Source organism: Planctomycetota bacterium (assembly GCA_038746835.1).
Lineage (GTDB): Bacteria > Planctomycetota > Phycisphaerae > Tepidisphaerales > Tepidisphaeraceae > JBCDKH01.
Window position 1 is genome coordinate 1 of the sequence record JBCDKH010000078.1, and the last position, 14,929, is coordinate 14,929.

Below are 14,929 nucleotides of genomic sequence, written 5' to 3' on the forward strand. Positions count from 1 at the left end.
ACGGAGCGTGGCACGTCACGCAGATTCCTCTCCAGCAAGCAACCGCCGTCGTCGTGGGCCGGATGGACGGTGCCCTTGCTCCCAACTGGATGGGCAACGAAGGACGTTCGGGTGAACTCTTCGAATTCGTCAGGCCGTTGCCCGACGTGGGCGAGCGACCGTCGGCCGCAATCGTGCCGCTTGAGCAATCGGCGAAGGTCGGATTCGAGAGCGACGTCCTCGCCGCCGGTCTTTCAAGGCCGGCCGGCGATGTGGCGTTCGTCCAACGTGTGGTCTTGGCCGAGGGTGAGCGCGACCTCCTCGCTGCAGATCGTGCTCAGATTTATGCCTCGCCGCGTGGTGAGCCCGGCGAGGACCCTGGACCGTGGACGGAGCTGGAGTTCGCTGCGCCGATCGGGCACGGCTCGCGGCTGTCGGTCGAGTGGTCGCTGGTCGATCTTGCCGAAGACCAGGCGACCGATCCCTTGGCCGTCGCCAAGGCTGCCGCGTCTGTGCTCGAGTAACCGGACTCGATACCGTTCGGTGTGGCTCGGCAGCAGAAGGTCGATCGCAACGCGTGGCTTCGTGCGGAACTGCTGCGATGGTTCGACACGGCCGCCCGTGACTTGCCGTGGCGTGGTCAGGGGCGAACGCCTTACCGCGTCCTCGTCAGCGAGTTCATGCTCCAGCAGACGCAGGTCGCGACGGTGATTCCGTACTTCGAGCGATTCGTCGCCTCGTTCCCGTCCGTCGACGCGCTCGCACGAGCCGACGAGGCCGATGTCTTGCGCCACTGGCAGGGCCTTGGCTACTACAGCCGAGCCAAACGACTTCAAGCCGCCGCCAAGGCGATCGTCGACGACCACGGCGGCAGAGTGCCGAGAGACGTGGCGACGCTGCTCACGCTGCCGGGCGTCGGGAGATACACGGCCGGTGCGATCGCGAGCATCGCTTACGGCGTCGCTGCACCGATCGTCGACGGCAACGTCAGCCGCGTGCTCGTCCGGCTCGATGCCGTGCGCGAAGACCCGACCGAGAAAGCCACGATCGACCGTCTCTGGCAGCGTGCCGACGAGCTTGTTCAGGGCGAACGTCCGGGCGACTTCAACTCGGCGATGATGGAGCTTGGTGCGACCGTGTGCGTGCCGCAGAATCCGAGATGTCTTGTCTGCCCGGTGGCCGAAATCTGTCGGGCCAATGAGCTTGGCCTCGCCGACGACATTCCGCCGCCGAAAAAGCAGAAGGCCGTCGCGGTCGAGCGACGCAAGGTCTATCGCGTGACGGATCGCTCGGGCCGTCTGCTCGTCGAGCAACGACCGGCCAAAGGACGCTGGGCCGGTCTGTGGCAGTTCCCGACTCGGTCGATCGATGACGCACCGCCGATCGACGCCGAATGGCAACCGCTCGGCCGGGTCTCCCATCGGCTGACGCACCGGCAATACGAGTTCGACTGCTACACGTCGGCCGTCGCGACGCCCGACACACCACCCGGCACGGTCTGGAAGTTGCCGGCCGAGCTGGACAAACTCGCGATGAGCAAGCCGCAGCTCACGATTCGTTCGATGCCAGTTCCGGCTGAAGCAGAGTCCAAAGTCGCTCGCACAAAGCGTCGAGCCCCTGCCGCGTCGCCCCGCTGATCGCGACGACCTCTTGATCGGGCAACGCCTGGCGAAGCTCATCGATCGGCCCGTCGCCGTCGGTCAGCAGGTCGATCTTGTTCGCGGCAACGAGCGTTGGCTTCTCGGCAAGCGTTGGGCTGAACCGTTCGAGCTCGCGCCGCACCGTCCGAAAGTCCGCCGCCGGATCCGCCGACTCGCCGCCGACGTCGACAACGTGCAGCACGACCCGGCATCGCTCGATGTGCTTCAAGAACGCGTGCCCGAGTCCGGCCCCGTCGCTGGCACCTTCGATCAACCCCGGAATGTCGGCAAAGACGATCCGCCGCTCGAAGTCGAGCTCGCTGATGCCGAGTTGTGGTTCGAGCGTCGTGAACGGATAGCTCGCCACCTTCGGACGGGCAGCGCTGAGCGCACCGAGCAGCGTCGACTTGCCAGCATTTGGCAGGCCCGCCAGCCCGACGTCGGCGATGAGGCGAAGCTGCAAACGCAGGTGACGACGGACGCCGGGCGTCCCGGGCGTGAATTGTCGCGGCGACTGGTTGGTGCTGCTCTTGAACCGGTGATTCCCCTGCCCGCCGCGACCGCCCTCAGCGATGATGACCTGCTGCCCGGCTTTGACGAGATCGGCAATGTGTAGGCCTTCGCCCTTGCCGAACTCGTCGGGCACGTCGAGCGACATCTCGTGACCCGCCGCGTCGTCCTCGTCGGGGATGACGAGGTCTGCCTGCTCGTGTTCGTCACGCAGGCCGAGGTCGAACACGCCGGTGCCGGGCGGGACAGATATGACGAGGTCGTCGCCACTCTTGCCGCTTCGTCGTTGCCCGCTGCCCGCCTTGCCGTCGGTCGCCTTCCAGTGATGCCGGCCGGCGAAGTCGAGGAGCGTGTTTTTCTCGGGATCAACGACGAAGATGACATCGCCACCACTGCCGCCGTCGCCGCCGTCGGGGCCGCCTTTGGGGACGTACTTTTCGCGACGGAAGCTGACGCACCCGCTGCCGCCGTCGCCGGCCTTGACCATGATTCGGGCTTCGTCGACGAACATCGTGGGGCGAGGGTAGTCTTATCCGCAGCATGGGCATCGCTCGCACCAGCCTGATCTTGCTGTCGCTGGGTTTGTGCGGTTGTACCGGCACACCCGAGTACGTCCCGCCGTACCGCCCTTTCGACGGCCGGGTCGGCTACAGCAGTGCGGCGCTCCAGCCGGATGTCCACGTCGTCAGCTACGCCGGCTGGTCCGGAATGGCCGACGGCCAAGTGATCGAGTTTGCAAGGCTCCGCGCAGCCGAAGTCGCACGCGCGAACGGTCGCACGCACTTCCGAATCGAAGAGATGAACCTCCGCGGCCGAACCGAGTCGAGTGTCAAACGCGACTGGATCACGATCGACCGCTGGCGACACGACGGCAGTCGCGATTTCTCCGACAGCCACTACGTGGTGACGGACGTGTCCGTCCGATCCGTGCCCCACGTCGCACTGACGGTCCGCCTGCTCAAAGACGCGGAAGACGGAGCTTTTCCAGTGACCGATTTTCTGGGCGAGCCCCCGAGCACTGTCCCGTCGACGCAGACGTCAGAGGCTGAGTAACCGGAACGCGAGACGAGGGCATTTGAGTTGCGGCAAAACGCACCAACAGCGAAGGTCTTGCCCTTCGGGGTTCGTTCTGTAGCGTGTCGTATCGCGCCGCCGCATTCGCGCCGGGCTGAGAGATCATGCACGCCCAAGGGGACGACAGATGAACCGACCGATCCACCGCCACACCGCGATCCTCGCGGTCGCTGTGTTGCCAGCGCTGCCCGCTATCGCCTCGAACCTCAACGGTCCAGACGCGACTGCATCGACCACTGTCATCGTCGACACCACCACCCCCGTGCCCGGTGGTGACGGCAGCTTCTCGATGTTCAACAGAGCATTGATCAACTCAGCGGGGCAAGTTGCGTTGCAAGTTCGGCTGAGTGGAACGAGCGGGCAGAGCTCGAGCCAGGTTGCAATCTATCGCTTCGACGGAGTCGTCGACCAGGTGACACAGATCGGCCGCTTGGGCGCTGACGCGCCCGACGGGAATGGGGTCATCTCAGGTTTCGACGCCTCCATACGCTTCAACGACGCGGGTCAGATTGCATTTGAAGCTGGCATCTCGGAAACCAGCGGAGGATTTTCGGACGACCGCAGCATCCTAATGAGCAACATGGAGTCCGCAGGGCTGGTGCAGGTCGCTCGCGAGGGCCAGGCCACGCCCGACGGGAACGGGACTTTCTTTGAGCCGATTTTCCCCGCCCTCAGCAACTCAGGTCAGACAGTGTTTTTGGCGGGTCTCGTAGGCGTCGCACCATCGGCGGACTTTGGTCTCTACGTGGGCGACGGGACGGTCGATGGCATCGTCGAACTCGCTCGTGGTGGACTGGCTGCGTCTGACGGAAACGGGACTCTAGCCACGCTTGAAGGCTATGCCGTCAACGACGCTGGCCATGCGGTCTTCCGTGGACTCCTCAGCGGAACAAGCGGCGGGTCTTCAGATGATGCTGGCTACTACCTCGTCGACTTTACCGGCAGCGGCCTTACACAGATCGCTCGCGAGGGCGATTCCACCCCGGATGGCGACGGAGCCCTCTCGACGATGTTTGGCACTTTCTCCATCAACGATGCTGGGCAAGTTGCATACGCGGCTGATCTCACCGGCACCAGCGGTGGGGACTCCGACGACCAAGCCATCTTCCGCGATGGGATGAGCGGCGGCGCCGTACAGATCGCTCGTAAGGGTCAGGCCGCCCCCGATGGGAACGGCAGCTTTCTGAGATTCTTGTTCCCAAAACTCAACAATGTGGGTCAGGTTGCGTTTGTTGCCGATCTCGCCGGCACCAGCGGCGGCGAGGCGGACGCACAAGGCATCTACGTCGGCGACGGGACAGAGGGCGGACTGACGAGGGTTGCCCGAACGCGCGACCAAGCGCCCACTAGCAACGGGTCGCTTCAAGGTAGATTTCTAGAGCTGCGTGTGCCAACTCTTAACAACAATGGCCAGGTTTTGTTTAATGCTAACATTGACCTTCTGAACGGCGGCAGCACCAACGATGCGCAGGGGATTTTCTTCTACGATGAGCTTCTCGGTCTCACGAGCGTGGCACGTACTGGCGATGCTCTCGACGGCAGCACGATCGTCTTTCTCGGTGCTTCGATCAACAGTTTCGAGTCAAACGGCCGCACAAGCCTGAACGACCTCGGCCAAGTCGTTTACCATTACGGCCTCGCCGATGGACGACGTGGCGTGGCGATCGCGACAATTGACTCGGCTATTGCGGGCGATGCGGACTTCGACGGCATCGTCGACCTCGCGGATTTCGGACTGCTGCGGGCTGGCTTTGGAAGCACCGGCGATCTCACGCGGCTCGACGGCGACTTCAACAAGGACGGCGTGGTCGACCTGGCCGACTTTGGGTTGTTGCGGGCGAACTTCGGGGCCGCAGTCACGTCGGCTGACCTTGCGATGGTCGATGCGTGGGCGGCGACCGTGCCAGAGCCGACCCGGGCACTGGCCGGGTTTGCGGCGCTGACGCTTGTCGCACTGCGTCGTCGGACCGGCTGAGCTGATGTGGGTCGACCATCAGGTCGAGCCGTTGCTCTCGGCATCCGTGAGGCGGACGACGAAGACCTTGCGGACGGCCGGAAGGCAGCGGGTGTCGTCGCAGGCTTGATAGCTCAGGTACAGCTCCAACTCGCCGCCGGTCTCCATGGGGCGGACGAGGTGGGCGGATAGGCGGACACTGCCGCGATAAATGCCAGCGTCATCGGATGGATAATCGACGTGGGCCATGGCGTCGCTGTCGGTGGCGGCCAGTTCGAGCTTGTGCTCGTCGCCTTTGTGTCGTGGGCTGTAGAGGTGAAAGCCTTCGGCGATGGTCAAGACGACGTCGATCTGCTGGGCGTCGATCCACTCGCCGGCGAGCTGCACGACCTGACCAGCCTCGGCTGGTGGCGACTGCGGAGCGTCGACGGCGGGCCCTGGTTCGACCGTGAAGTCGCCGTGCGGCACGAGCATTGACGCGGCCATTGCCAGCACCGACGCGTGGCCGGGCTGTTCGACGATCGGCCCGGCGAAGGTTTCGACGAGCTTGCGTGCGTCGTCCGTTCGGCCGAGTCGCAGCAGCGTGATCGCGACCATGCCGTTGCCCGACGGCAGCGGCGTGTCGCCCGCGGTCAGGCGCCGGACGCCGCCCATCAGGCGATGGTCCGGATCGTCGTCGGCCGTCGCGGCGTAGGCGTCGCCCTCCTTGAATTGCTTGTTCAACACGGCCAGCAGACCTTCGGCCTCGTCGCGGCGATTGAGCGTGACCAATGCGCTGGCGAGATGTGCATAGTCCTCCAAGACGCCCGCCGCCTGACCGGCGGTGCCATCGCGACTGGACCGGATCAGCCGGCCGTCGACGATGTGATTCGCTAGCAGCCAGTCGACGGCTTTGTTGGCCGCGTCGACGTAGCGCGGCTCGTCGAGCAGCTTGCCGCACGCTGCCAACGCCTCGGCCATCAGGCCGTTCCAGCTGGTGACGATTTTCGTGTCGAGCAGCGGTTGCTGTCGCTGCTTTCGGATGGCAAGCAGCCGCTGTCGAAGTGGCTCGACTTCGTTTTCGCGGTCTGGTTCGGCGAGGAACAGGACGTTCGTGTCCGGCGTGTGCGGATTCGGGCCGTGCGGGTCGGCGAAGTTGAATCCGCGGTCGAGGCCGTACACCTGCAGGAAAGCGTCGGCCTCGTCGCCGAGTACTGCGCGGACCTCGCCGGGCGTCCACAGGTAGTTCTTGCCCTCGCTGCCGTCGACCTCGGCGTCGAAGGCGGTGAAGAACGCCCCGGCGTCGCTGGTCATCTCACGCAGGACGAAATCGCAGCAACGCCTGGCGACCTCGGCGAAGCGTGGCTCGCCAAAACGCCCCGCCGCGTCGGCGTAAAGCGGGGCGAGCATCGCCTGGTCGTAGAGCATGATCTCGAAGTGCGGCACGAGCCACTTTGCATCGGTGCTGTAGCGATGGAAACCACCGCCGAGGTGATCGCGGATGCCGCCATTGGCCATCGCGCTGAGCGTGTGCTGGAGGGCCTTCTCGTGTCCACCGGCTTCGAGGAGGAACGCGAGTAACGTCTGCCGCGGGAACTTGGGCGCGCGACCGAATCCGCCAAGGCTCGGGTCGTAGTCCGCAGCGGCGTCTCGGGCGAGCCTGGCGACGAGCGATGCGTCGAACGTCGTCCTCTCTTCCGGCGGACGGGGCTTAGCGAGGCGCGTCAGCACATCCGCTACGCCGTCGATCGACTCGAGCAGCTCGTCGCGCCGGTTCTGCCAGGCGTCGGTCAGCGTCTCCATGATTCGCCCGAAGCCGGGCCGACCCTGCATGTCGTGCGGCGGGAAGTACGTGCCAGCGAAAAAGGGCTTGCCGTCGGGTGTGAGGAAGACGCTCATCGGCCAGCCGCCCTGCCCGCTGAGGACTTGCGTCGCGGTCATGCAGTGCTCGTCGACGTCGGGCCGTTCCTCACGATCGACTTTGACGCAGACGAAGCCGTCGTTCATCTGCCGGGCGAGCGTTTCGTTCTCGAAGACTTCGCGCTCCATCACGTGGCACCAGTAGCACGTGGAATAGCCGACGCTGAGGAAGACCGGCACGTCGCGTCGCTGGGCCTCCGCGAAGGCGTCAGCCGACCACGGCCGCCAGTCGACGGGGTTGTCCTTGTGCTGAAGCAGGTATGGCGACGTCTCGCTCGCGAGCGCGTTGGGCATGAGCGAGGTTACGGATCGACCCGTCGCAGGTCGGCCCAAACCGGAAGGTGGTCGCTTCCGACGTGCGAGCCAACGCCCGCGTCGACCGCGACGAGGCCGGGCGTGGTGAAGATGTGATCGATCCGCACGCCGAGCCGGAGGCCCAGAATGTGTCGGGTCCAGGCGTGCCGCGGATGTTTGGCGGGCCAGGTGAGCCCGAGGCCGAAGCGCGACGCGTCGTGGGCTTCGGTCAGACCGGCACTGCGGAGCGACGAGATCTGCGGCGTCCAGCGGCTGGCGTTGAAGTCGCCGAGGAAGATCGCCTCGCTCTCGAGTTCCGGCAGGCTGTCGACCAGCTCGCTCGTCTGGCGAAGGTTCCGCTGGACGGTCCAAATGTCGCCTGGCGAGCGATGATGCACGGCCGAGACGACGAGCGGTGCACCGTCGAAGAACGTGCTGACATTCAGCCGGCCGTCGTCGCTGGCGGCATGGAAAATGGGCTGCTTGGCAAGGACCGCATGGTCCGCGCGGAAAACGCCTCGCGGTAGCACAAAGTGCGGGTAGGTATCGGCCAGTCGATCGATGAGCGAACTGTGAACTCGGCTGAACTCGCTGAAGGCGATGACGTCTGGGTCAACTTCGCGGATGTACGACTCGATCGCGTCGAGATCGGTGTTGAAGAAGTAGAGGTTGATCGCGGCAACGCGGAGCGTCGGGCCTTCGACGTTCGGTCTCGACCAGGCCGGCAGCACGCGGAGCAGCTCGACCGACCCGAGCGACCCGGCGAGGAGGAGCGCGGCAATCACCAGTCGACGCCGCCACGTCAGCAGTGCGACCGTGACGAGCGCGAGCGACGCGAACAGCAGGTGCGTCTGAAACACCCGCACCCCAAAGATCGCCGCGTTGACCAGCACGCGGCCCTGCGACTCGGCCGTCGCGTCGACGGGAATCAGCCATGCCAGGATCACCGCGATTGCGATGCCGAGCACCGCGATCCACGTCGGCACGGCGATGATCCAGCGGACGACGTGGACCACCCGACGCCACAACGGTCGCGACGTGACGGCCGGCGGGTCGGGTTGCTCGGTGGAGGGTGAGGCGTCGTCGGACGTCATCAGTTGACCGTCGGATCGGTCGGAATGAGGCGCGGATCGATCAGGCGGATCAGGTTTGCCCGCGTGCGGAGCCGGACCCACTGTCGAATGCCCGGCGCAAGGGTCGCCGCGGGTTCGATGCCTTCGTCGCCCAGCATGCCGATGAGGCCGATCGCGCCGTTGGGCAGGGCCGAGTCGGGTGGCGGCGTCGGGTGGCGGCTGTCGCCGCCGGCGTAGACGTCGATGTCGGACGCCTCGAGCAACTGCCACGAGCCCTCGGCGATTTCGCTCTCGAGCTGACCGGCCGACCAGCCCGCGTAGCCCGCGACGAACTTCACGGCCGTGTCGGCTAGATCGCGACCGTCCGAGTCGTGGCCGAGGTGTTTCATAAGGGCTTCGAGCGCCTCGCGACGCGAGCAGAAGTAGACGTTGCCGACGACCTGCTCTGCGGCCGATGCAGCGGTCTCCTCGTCCTCGTCGTCATCCTCGGAAGAACCGAGCTCCGCCTCAGCTTCGGCGAGGCTCCGCAGGTTGTGAACGGCCACGAGTGGTCCGGTGCATGGCCCGCCATGGAACAGCGGCAGGTGGACGCCGCGTGCCGCCTCGACCTCTTCGCTGCAGGCCTCTTCGAGCGTCACGCCCAGCGGTCGATTGACGACAATGCCGAGAGCGCCGTTCAGATCGTGGCGGACGATCAGAATGATCGCTCGGGCGAAGTTCGGGTCAGCCAACGTCGCGCTTGCCAGCAGGAACTTCCCGCGCAGCGATGGCAGCGTCGGCGGCTGGGCGTTGTCGTCGGAAGACGGCATGTCACGCGAAGATTACGCCACGCCTGTCAGATCGAGAAGGTCTTTGGCGACACGCATCGCTGCGTCGCGCTTGGCGACCTTCTCCGCAGCGTCACGCATCGATGCGCGTCGCTCTGACTGGTACAGAAGCCCCTTGAGCACCGGCTGCAGCGCATCGGCGTTGGCAGCGGCGTCCTTGCGGTCGTCGACGATCACAGCGGCACCGGCGTCCGCGAGCACCTTGGCGTTGGCGGCCTGGTGCATGTCCTTGTGGAACGGATACGGCATGAAGACCGTCGGCACCGCCATCGCGGCGACCTCGGCACACGTGCCCGCGCCGGACCGACTCACCGCCAGGTCGGCCGCCGACCAGACGTCGTGCATGTCGGGCGTGAAGTCGAGCACCTTGGCCCGGCCGTTCATGGTCGTCGTCCGCCACGCCTCGCGGACGGTCTCGGCATGATCGCGGCCGGCAAGGTGGAGCACCTGCCACCCCTGGAACGGCCCGCCGCCGGTGGTCGATCGTCGGGCCGTCTCGACGATGGCTTCGTTGATCGTCTTGGCGCCCTGGCTCGCACCGGTGACGAGCAACGTGTTGAGACGCGGGTCGAGATCGAAGCGTCGGCACGCGGCATCGCGATCGCCCCGCTGCTCCATGCCCGGCCGGAGTGGCACGCCGGTCGTGAGGCATTTGTCGCGATGCTCTTGCGGGACGTGCTCGCTGGCGGCGTCGTGGCCGAGGTAGATTCGCCGGCAATACGGCATCAGGTAGACGTTGGCCTTGCCGGGAACGACGTCGGGGTTGAGGATGCCGGTGGGCAGCTTTCGTCGTCCGGCAAGCTTGACCGCCACGCCCGCCGCGTAGCCGCCGAGGCCAAGGACAGCGACGGGTTGATGCTCGTCAATGAGCTTCTTAACGAGGTCGTTCGTCGCGCGCCACGCCTGCCAGAAGCGAAGCAATCCCCCGACGCTGCGTGTGGGCGGGACGATCGGCTGTTGGACAAATGCCTCGCCGGTGGGTTCGAGGAGGACGCGATCGATCTCGCGTTCGGTGCACAGGAACAGCGGCCGGACGCTCGGGTCAAGCTCACGCATCGCCGTCGAGACGGCCAGTCCGGGATAAAGGTGTCCTCCGCTGCCGCCGCCGGCGAACAGGACGCAGCGCTGTCCGGTTTCGGATTGTCCAGACGACGGCTCCTGCACAACATGCAGCGAATCAGGCCCGGACGTCTGCGTCAATCCTCGTCTTCGTCCGCTGCACTATCGGCCCTGGCGTGATTGCCGCGCAGCAAGCGCTCCCAGTCCCCGTCACGGGCTTCCACGGGGCCTCTGCCGACGGCGTAGACGAGCCCGAGCATGAAGCCGGTGCAGACCAAGCCAGTTCCGCCAGCACTCACCAGCGGGAGCGCAATGCCCTTCGTCGGCAGGCTGGCGGTTGCGACGGCGATGTTGATCGTCGCCTGGAGACCCAACGCGGCCACCACGCCGAAAGCCAGCAGCCGGCAGAACGGATCGGGGCAGCGTCTGGAGACGCACCAACCGGCCGTGATGACGATGAGATACGACCCCGCGACCAGCAATGCGCCGAACAGGCCCAGCTCTTCACAGACGACCGCGAAGATGAAGTCGGTCGTGTCTTCGGGCAGGTAGCCCAGTTTCTGCACGCCGTTGCCCAGACCGCGGCCGGTCCATCCGCCGCCGGCGAAGCTGTAGAGGCTCTGGATGACGTGATAGCCGTCGCTCTCCGGGTTGGCCCACGGGTCGAGAAATGCGGAGATGCGTCGCATGCGGTACGGCTCGCTCCAGACGAACCAGAACGCTGCCCCTGCCGCCGGAAGCACCGCCGCCGCGAGCCAGCGGAGTTTGACGGGACCAGCAAGGAACATCACGCCCGCCGTCGCCGCGATCAGCGCGGCCGAGCCGAAGTCGTGGATGACGACCAGCAGGCACATCACGCCGACAAACGCGGAGAGTGTTAAAAAGCCGCGACCCAGCTCGAACGGTCCGGGACGACTCAATCGCCACGCGACCAGGAGCACCACGCCCCACTTGACCAGTTCGCTCGGCTGCACGTTCAACGGGCCGAGTCGGAGCCATCGGCGGGCACCGTTGACCTCGGCCCCGACACCCGGAATCAGCACGAGCACAGCCAGGATCACAGCGATGCCGGCGAACCAGACAGCCGGCGAACCCGAAGCCGTCGACCGGGCGAGTTTGCCGACGTCGAGCCGGCTGGCGGTAACGAAGGCGAGCATGGCCAGGGCGACGTAGAGCGCGTGCTTGACGCCTCGCCCACTCCAGTCCAAGAGCGCCGGCCCCGCCTGCGGTTCGGCGATGAACGCCGCCGATTGCACCATCAACAGGCCCAGCGCCAGCAGCACCAGCACGGCCAACGCCAGCAGGTCGCGATCTCGCAGGCCGTAAACAGAGTCGGGCACCTCCACCGATTATCGGTCGTTCGCAGCGACTCGCGTGAGTTCCCCTCCGTCATCCCGAGCTCAGTCGAGGGACCTCGCCCGGTTCTGCAGGTTCGCGCAGACGAGGTCCTTCGACTCGCGGCACTCGCTCAGGATGACGGGTTGGGCATCGACGCGTCACCGCAGCTTGATCGTTGCCAGCGATGCGATCGCCAGCATCGCTCCCACCAACCAGAACCGCACGACGGTCTGCGTCTCCGTCCACCCCTTCTTCTGGAAGTGGTGGTGCAGCGGCGACATGAGGAAGATGCGTCGCCCCTCGCCGAAACGCTTGCGCGTGTACTTGAACCATCCGACCTGCAACATCACGCTGATCGCCTCGGCCACGAAGATGCCGCCGGCGATGACGAGAAGGAGCTCTTGGCGAATCGAGACCGCCACGAACGCGAGAATGCCGCCGAGCGCAAGGCTGCCGGTGTCGCCCATGAAGACGCGGGCCGGGTTGCAGTTGAACCAGAGAAAGCCCAGTGCCGATCCGACCGTCGCGCCGCAGACCACGGCGAGCGGCGCGACCTGCGGCAGATGATGGAAGAGCAGAAAGTCGCTCAGCCGGGCGTCGCCGATGATGAGCGACAGGACGAGCAGGACCAGAGCGACCATCACGACGCATCCAGCCGCCAGGCCGTCCAGGCCGTCGGTGAGGTTGACGGCGTTGCTGCTGCCGACGATGACGACGACGGTCAGCGGTACGAACACCCAGGCCGACAGCGGGATCGCCACGTTCTTGAAGAACGGCACGTAGAGCTGCGATGCCGCATCCAGCTGCCCGGCGTAACGCCAGAGGAACATCGCCAACACGGCTGCGAGGCCGATCTGGAGCAGCAGCTTCTCGCGCGACAGCAGACCTTGTCGACCCGTCTGGCGTCGCGCGGCGTTGAGCTTGAGCCAGTCGTCGACCGCCCCGACCCCGCCGAGCCAGAGCAGGCAGACGACAGCCATCTGCACGTAGAAGTTGGCGATGTCGGCGACCAGAACAGTCGCTGCGACGATCGCCCCGACGACAAGCAACCCGCCCATCGTCGGCGTGTTCTTCTTGTTCTTGGAGGCTTCGTTGAGCTGCTCGTCGTCGAAGTCGGCCGCGTCACCGATCTTGCGACGCAGAAGCCAGCGGATCATCCGATTGCCCGACAGCGTGACGATGCCGAAGGCGACGAGCGCCGCCAGCAAGGCCGCGAACTCGGGGAACGTGACGACGCGCAAGAACTCCAGCGGCCCGCCTCGAAGGTCGTCGCGGAACGCGATGAAGAGCTGATAGAGCAAAGTCGTTCGTCTCCCGCTATGCCGCGGCCGAGAGGGGTTGGTCGCTTGCCAGTCGCTCGGCGATCGTTTCGAGTCTCATGCCGCGACTGGCCTTGAGCAGAACGAGATCATCCGGCTGGACGATCGACTCCACAGGCACGTCGGCGGCGGTGGCGAAGCGGGCTTCCGCGTCGGCCTCTTCGGCGAAAATCGGGCCGACGGTGACGACGACATCGGCGACGGTTTGGGCGTGGCGGAGCGCGTCGCGGTGCTTGTCCGGACCGGCCGGGCCGAGCTCGAGCATGTCGCCGAGGATCGCGACACGCCGGCCCTTCGTCGGCAGGTCGGCCAGCAGGTCCAAGGCAGCGCGGACGCTCTCGGGGTTCGCGTTGTAGCTGTCGTCCAGCAAAACGACGCCCGACGGCAACGGACGGACGTTCAGCCGCATCGGCGGGACGTCGGCGGACGCCAGACCTGCGGCGATGTCGTCGCCGCTCAGCCCGAACTGTCGGCCGACGGCGATGGCGGCAAGTGCGTTGGACGCCGCGTGTCGCCCGAGGTGCGGCACGTTCCAGCGTCGCCCGCCGGAGCGGAAGCTGGTCCCGTCGAAGCCGACTTCGACGTTGTCGAGCTTCACGTCGGACTCGCCGTTGCCGAACGTTGTCAGTCGGCCGCCGCGTCGCCTTGCCGATTGAACGAACGCCTCATCGCCGGCGTGGACGATCGCTGCCGGACACGCGTCGGCTTCCGCATCTCCGAGAATTGCCAGGTTTTCGCGACGTACGCCGTCCAGGTCGCCGAGGCCTTCGAGGTGCTCGTGGCCGATGCTGGTGACGACGGCGATGTCGGGTCGGGCGATGTCGGTGAGGTTTGCAATCTCGCCCGGGTGGTTCGTGCCGACTTCGACCACGACGTAATCGTCGTTCGTGTCGGCGGCGAGGAGCGTCAGCGGCACGCCGACGTCGTTGTTGAAGCTCCGCGGGCTGGCCGAGCCGCGGAGCGTGGTGCGGAGCACGCTGTGGATCAGCAGCTTGGTGCTCGTCTTGCCGTTGCTGCCGGCGACCGCGACGACCTTGCCGCGGAGTGTTCTTCGATGCCAGCGGGCGATGTCGGCCAGGGCTTTGCGCGTGTCGCGAACGACCAGGACTGGCTCGTCGCTCGACGTGTCTGTCGGCAGGCGTTCGACAACGGCACTCAACGCGCCGGCGTCGAAAGCCTGCCTGACGAATTCGTGACCGTCAAACCGCTCACCGCGGAGCGCGAGGTAGACGTCTCCCGGACGCACCTCGCGGCTGTCGGTCGTAAGACGTGACACCATCGCGTCACGCCCCGGCCTCGCAGTGCCGATGACGTTGGCGAGATCGTCGAGCGAGATCGGCGTCACGACGCCTCCGCCATGGTGCGCTCCGCCAGCACGCGGCGACACTCAATGCGGTCGTCGAACGTGTGCTTGGTCGTTCCGATGATCTGGTAATCCTCGTGCCCCTTGCCGGCGACGAGGACGCAATCGCCCGGCTGGGCCGACTCGATCGCGGCACGGATGGACTGCCGGCGATCGATGTCGACGTGGGCACGTTTCGTCAGGCCTGCCTTGATGTCGCGGATGATGGTGGCCGGGTCTTCGGTGCGCGGGTTGTCGCTTGTGACGAACAGATCATCGGCCAAGCGTTCAGCGACGCGCGCCATGCGCGGTCGCTTGGTGCGGTCACGATCGCCGCCGCAGCCGAAGACGACCTTGAGCCGGCCCTTCGTGATCGGCCGAAGCGCGAGGAGCACGTTTTCGAGCGCGTCGTCGGTGTGGGCGTAGTCGACCAGCACCGCGACCGGCCCGCCGTCGTGGACGGGCTCGAGTCGACCCGGAGCGGCCGGTGCGTCGGCGAGGGCTTCGGCGAGCGTCTCCGCCGACAGGCCGAAGGTCTCGCTTGCGAGGGCCATCGCGGCCAGGGCGTTTTCGACGTTGTGTCGCCCGACGAGCTTGGTCGACGCCTGCACCGTTCCGGCT

At 66.1% G+C, this 14,929-nt stretch carries 13 protein-coding genes; 4 read left to right on the plus strand and 9 right to left on the minus strand.

Annotation, left to right across the window (positions count from 1 at the left end; all coding sequences use genetic code 11):
* Positions 1-503, plus strand: a 503-nt coding sequence (locus AAGI46_09265; protein MEM1012394.1) for a hypothetical protein, incomplete at its 5' end; no start/stop codon positions are given.
* Positions 504-524: 21 nt separating this feature from the next.
* Positions 525-1,616, plus strand: coding sequence for an A/G-specific adenine glycosylase (gene mutY / locus AAGI46_09270; protein MEM1012395.1), 1,092 nt, complete (start codon positions 525-527; stop codon positions 1,614-1,616).
* Here the strand turns inward: mutY and obgE are convergent.
* Positions 1,528-2,640, minus strand: a complete 1,113-nt coding sequence (obgE, locus tag AAGI46_09275; GenBank protein ID MEM1012396.1) for a GTPase ObgE — start codon at positions 2,638-2,640, stop codon at positions 1,528-1,530. The two genes, mutY and obgE, sit on opposite strands and share 89 nt — an antisense overlap.
* 29 nt (positions 2,641-2,669) lie before the next feature.
* Here obgE and AAGI46_09280 point away from each other — a divergent pair, with 29 nt between their 5' ends.
* Positions 2,670-3,182: a hypothetical protein gene (locus AAGI46_09280; protein MEM1012397.1), complete on the plus strand. Its 513-nt coding sequence runs from the start codon at positions 2,670-2,672 to the stop codon at positions 3,180-3,182.
* A gap of 148 nt (positions 3,183-3,330) precedes the next feature.
* Positions 3,331-5,178: a choice-of-anchor tandem repeat NxxGxxAF-containing protein gene (locus AAGI46_09285; protein MEM1012398.1), complete on the plus strand. Its 1,848-nt coding sequence runs from the start codon at positions 3,331-3,333 to the stop codon at positions 5,176-5,178.
* An 18-nt stretch (positions 5,179-5,196) separates the two neighbouring features.
* Here AAGI46_09285 and AAGI46_09290 read toward each other — a convergent pair whose 3' ends face one another.
* The 8 genes from AAGI46_09290 to AAGI46_09325 form a co-directional block, all read right to left on the minus strand.
* The gene (locus AAGI46_09290) at positions 5,197-7,350 is read right to left on the minus strand and encodes a DUF255 domain-containing protein (GenBank protein ID MEM1012399.1); all 2,154 of its coding nucleotides are present in this window, start codon (positions 7,348-7,350) and stop codon (positions 5,197-5,199) included.
* An 8-nt stretch (positions 7,351-7,358) separates the two neighbouring features.
* Entirely contained in the window at positions 7,359-8,444 is a 1,086-nt protein-coding gene (locus tag AAGI46_09295; GenBank protein MEM1012400.1) for an endonuclease/exonuclease/phosphatase family protein, read from the minus strand.
* A complete protein-coding gene (locus AAGI46_09300; GenBank protein ID MEM1012401.1) occupies positions 8,444-9,232 on the minus strand; it encodes a YqgE/AlgH family protein in 789 nt (262 codons plus the stop codon). The genes AAGI46_09295 and AAGI46_09300 overlap by 1 nt, the downstream gene beginning before the upstream one ends.
* A gap of 12 nt (positions 9,233-9,244) precedes the next feature.
* The gene (locus tag AAGI46_09305) at positions 9,245-10,414 is read right to left on the minus strand and encodes a UDP-N-acetylglucosamine--N-acetylmuramyl-(pentapeptide) pyrophosphoryl-undecaprenol N-acetylglucosamine transferase (GenBank protein ID MEM1012402.1); all 1,170 of its coding nucleotides are present in this window, start codon (positions 10,412-10,414) and stop codon (positions 9,245-9,247) included.
* A gap of 32 nt (positions 10,415-10,446) precedes the next feature.
* Positions 10,447-11,649 (minus strand): putative peptidoglycan glycosyltransferase FtsW, encoded by a 1,203-nt coding sequence (locus AAGI46_09310; GenBank protein ID MEM1012403.1) that lies wholly within the window; start codon positions 11,647-11,649, stop codon positions 10,447-10,449.
* A 156-nt stretch (positions 11,650-11,805) separates the two neighbouring features.
* Entirely contained in the window at positions 11,806-12,948 is a 1,143-nt protein-coding gene (gene mraY / locus AAGI46_09315; protein MEM1012404.1) for a phospho-N-acetylmuramoyl-pentapeptide-transferase, read from the minus strand.
* A gap of 16 nt (positions 12,949-12,964) precedes the next feature.
* Positions 12,965-14,311 carry a UDP-N-acetylmuramoyl-tripeptide--D-alanyl-D-alanine ligase gene (gene murF, locus AAGI46_09320; GenBank protein MEM1012405.1) on the minus strand — a complete coding sequence of 449 codons (1,347 nt, stop codon included), beginning with the start codon at positions 14,309-14,311 and terminating at the stop codon, positions 12,965-12,967.
* On the minus strand, positions 14,308-14,929 hold a 622-nt coding region (locus AAGI46_09325), incomplete at its 5' end, for a cyanophycin synthetase (protein MEM1012406.1). The genes AAGI46_09325 and murF, both read right to left, overlap by 4 nt.

Bases quoted from the DNA above. Each gene is read 5' to 3' on its own strand.
- obgE (MEM1012396.1), bottom strand. From the start codon at position 2,640: ATGTTCGTCGACGAAGCCCGAATCATGGTCAAGGCCGGCGACGGCGGC.
- AAGI46_09280 (MEM1012397.1), top strand. From the start codon at position 2,670: ATGGGCATCGCTCGCACCAGCCTGATCTTGCTGTCGCTGGGTTTGTGC.
- AAGI46_09285 (MEM1012398.1), top strand. From the start codon at position 3,331: ATGAACCGACCGATCCACCGCCACACCGCGATCCTCGCGGTCGCTGTG.
- AAGI46_09290 (MEM1012399.1), bottom strand. From the start codon at position 7,350: ATGCCCAACGCGCTCGCGAGCGAGACGTCGCCATACCTGCTTCAGCAC.
- AAGI46_09295 (MEM1012400.1), bottom strand. From the start codon at position 8,444: ATGACGTCCGACGACGCCTCACCCTCCACCGAGCAACCCGACCCGCCG.
- AAGI46_09300 (MEM1012401.1), bottom strand. From the start codon at position 9,232: ATGCCGTCTTCCGACGACAACGCCCAGCCGCCGACGCTGCCATCGCTG.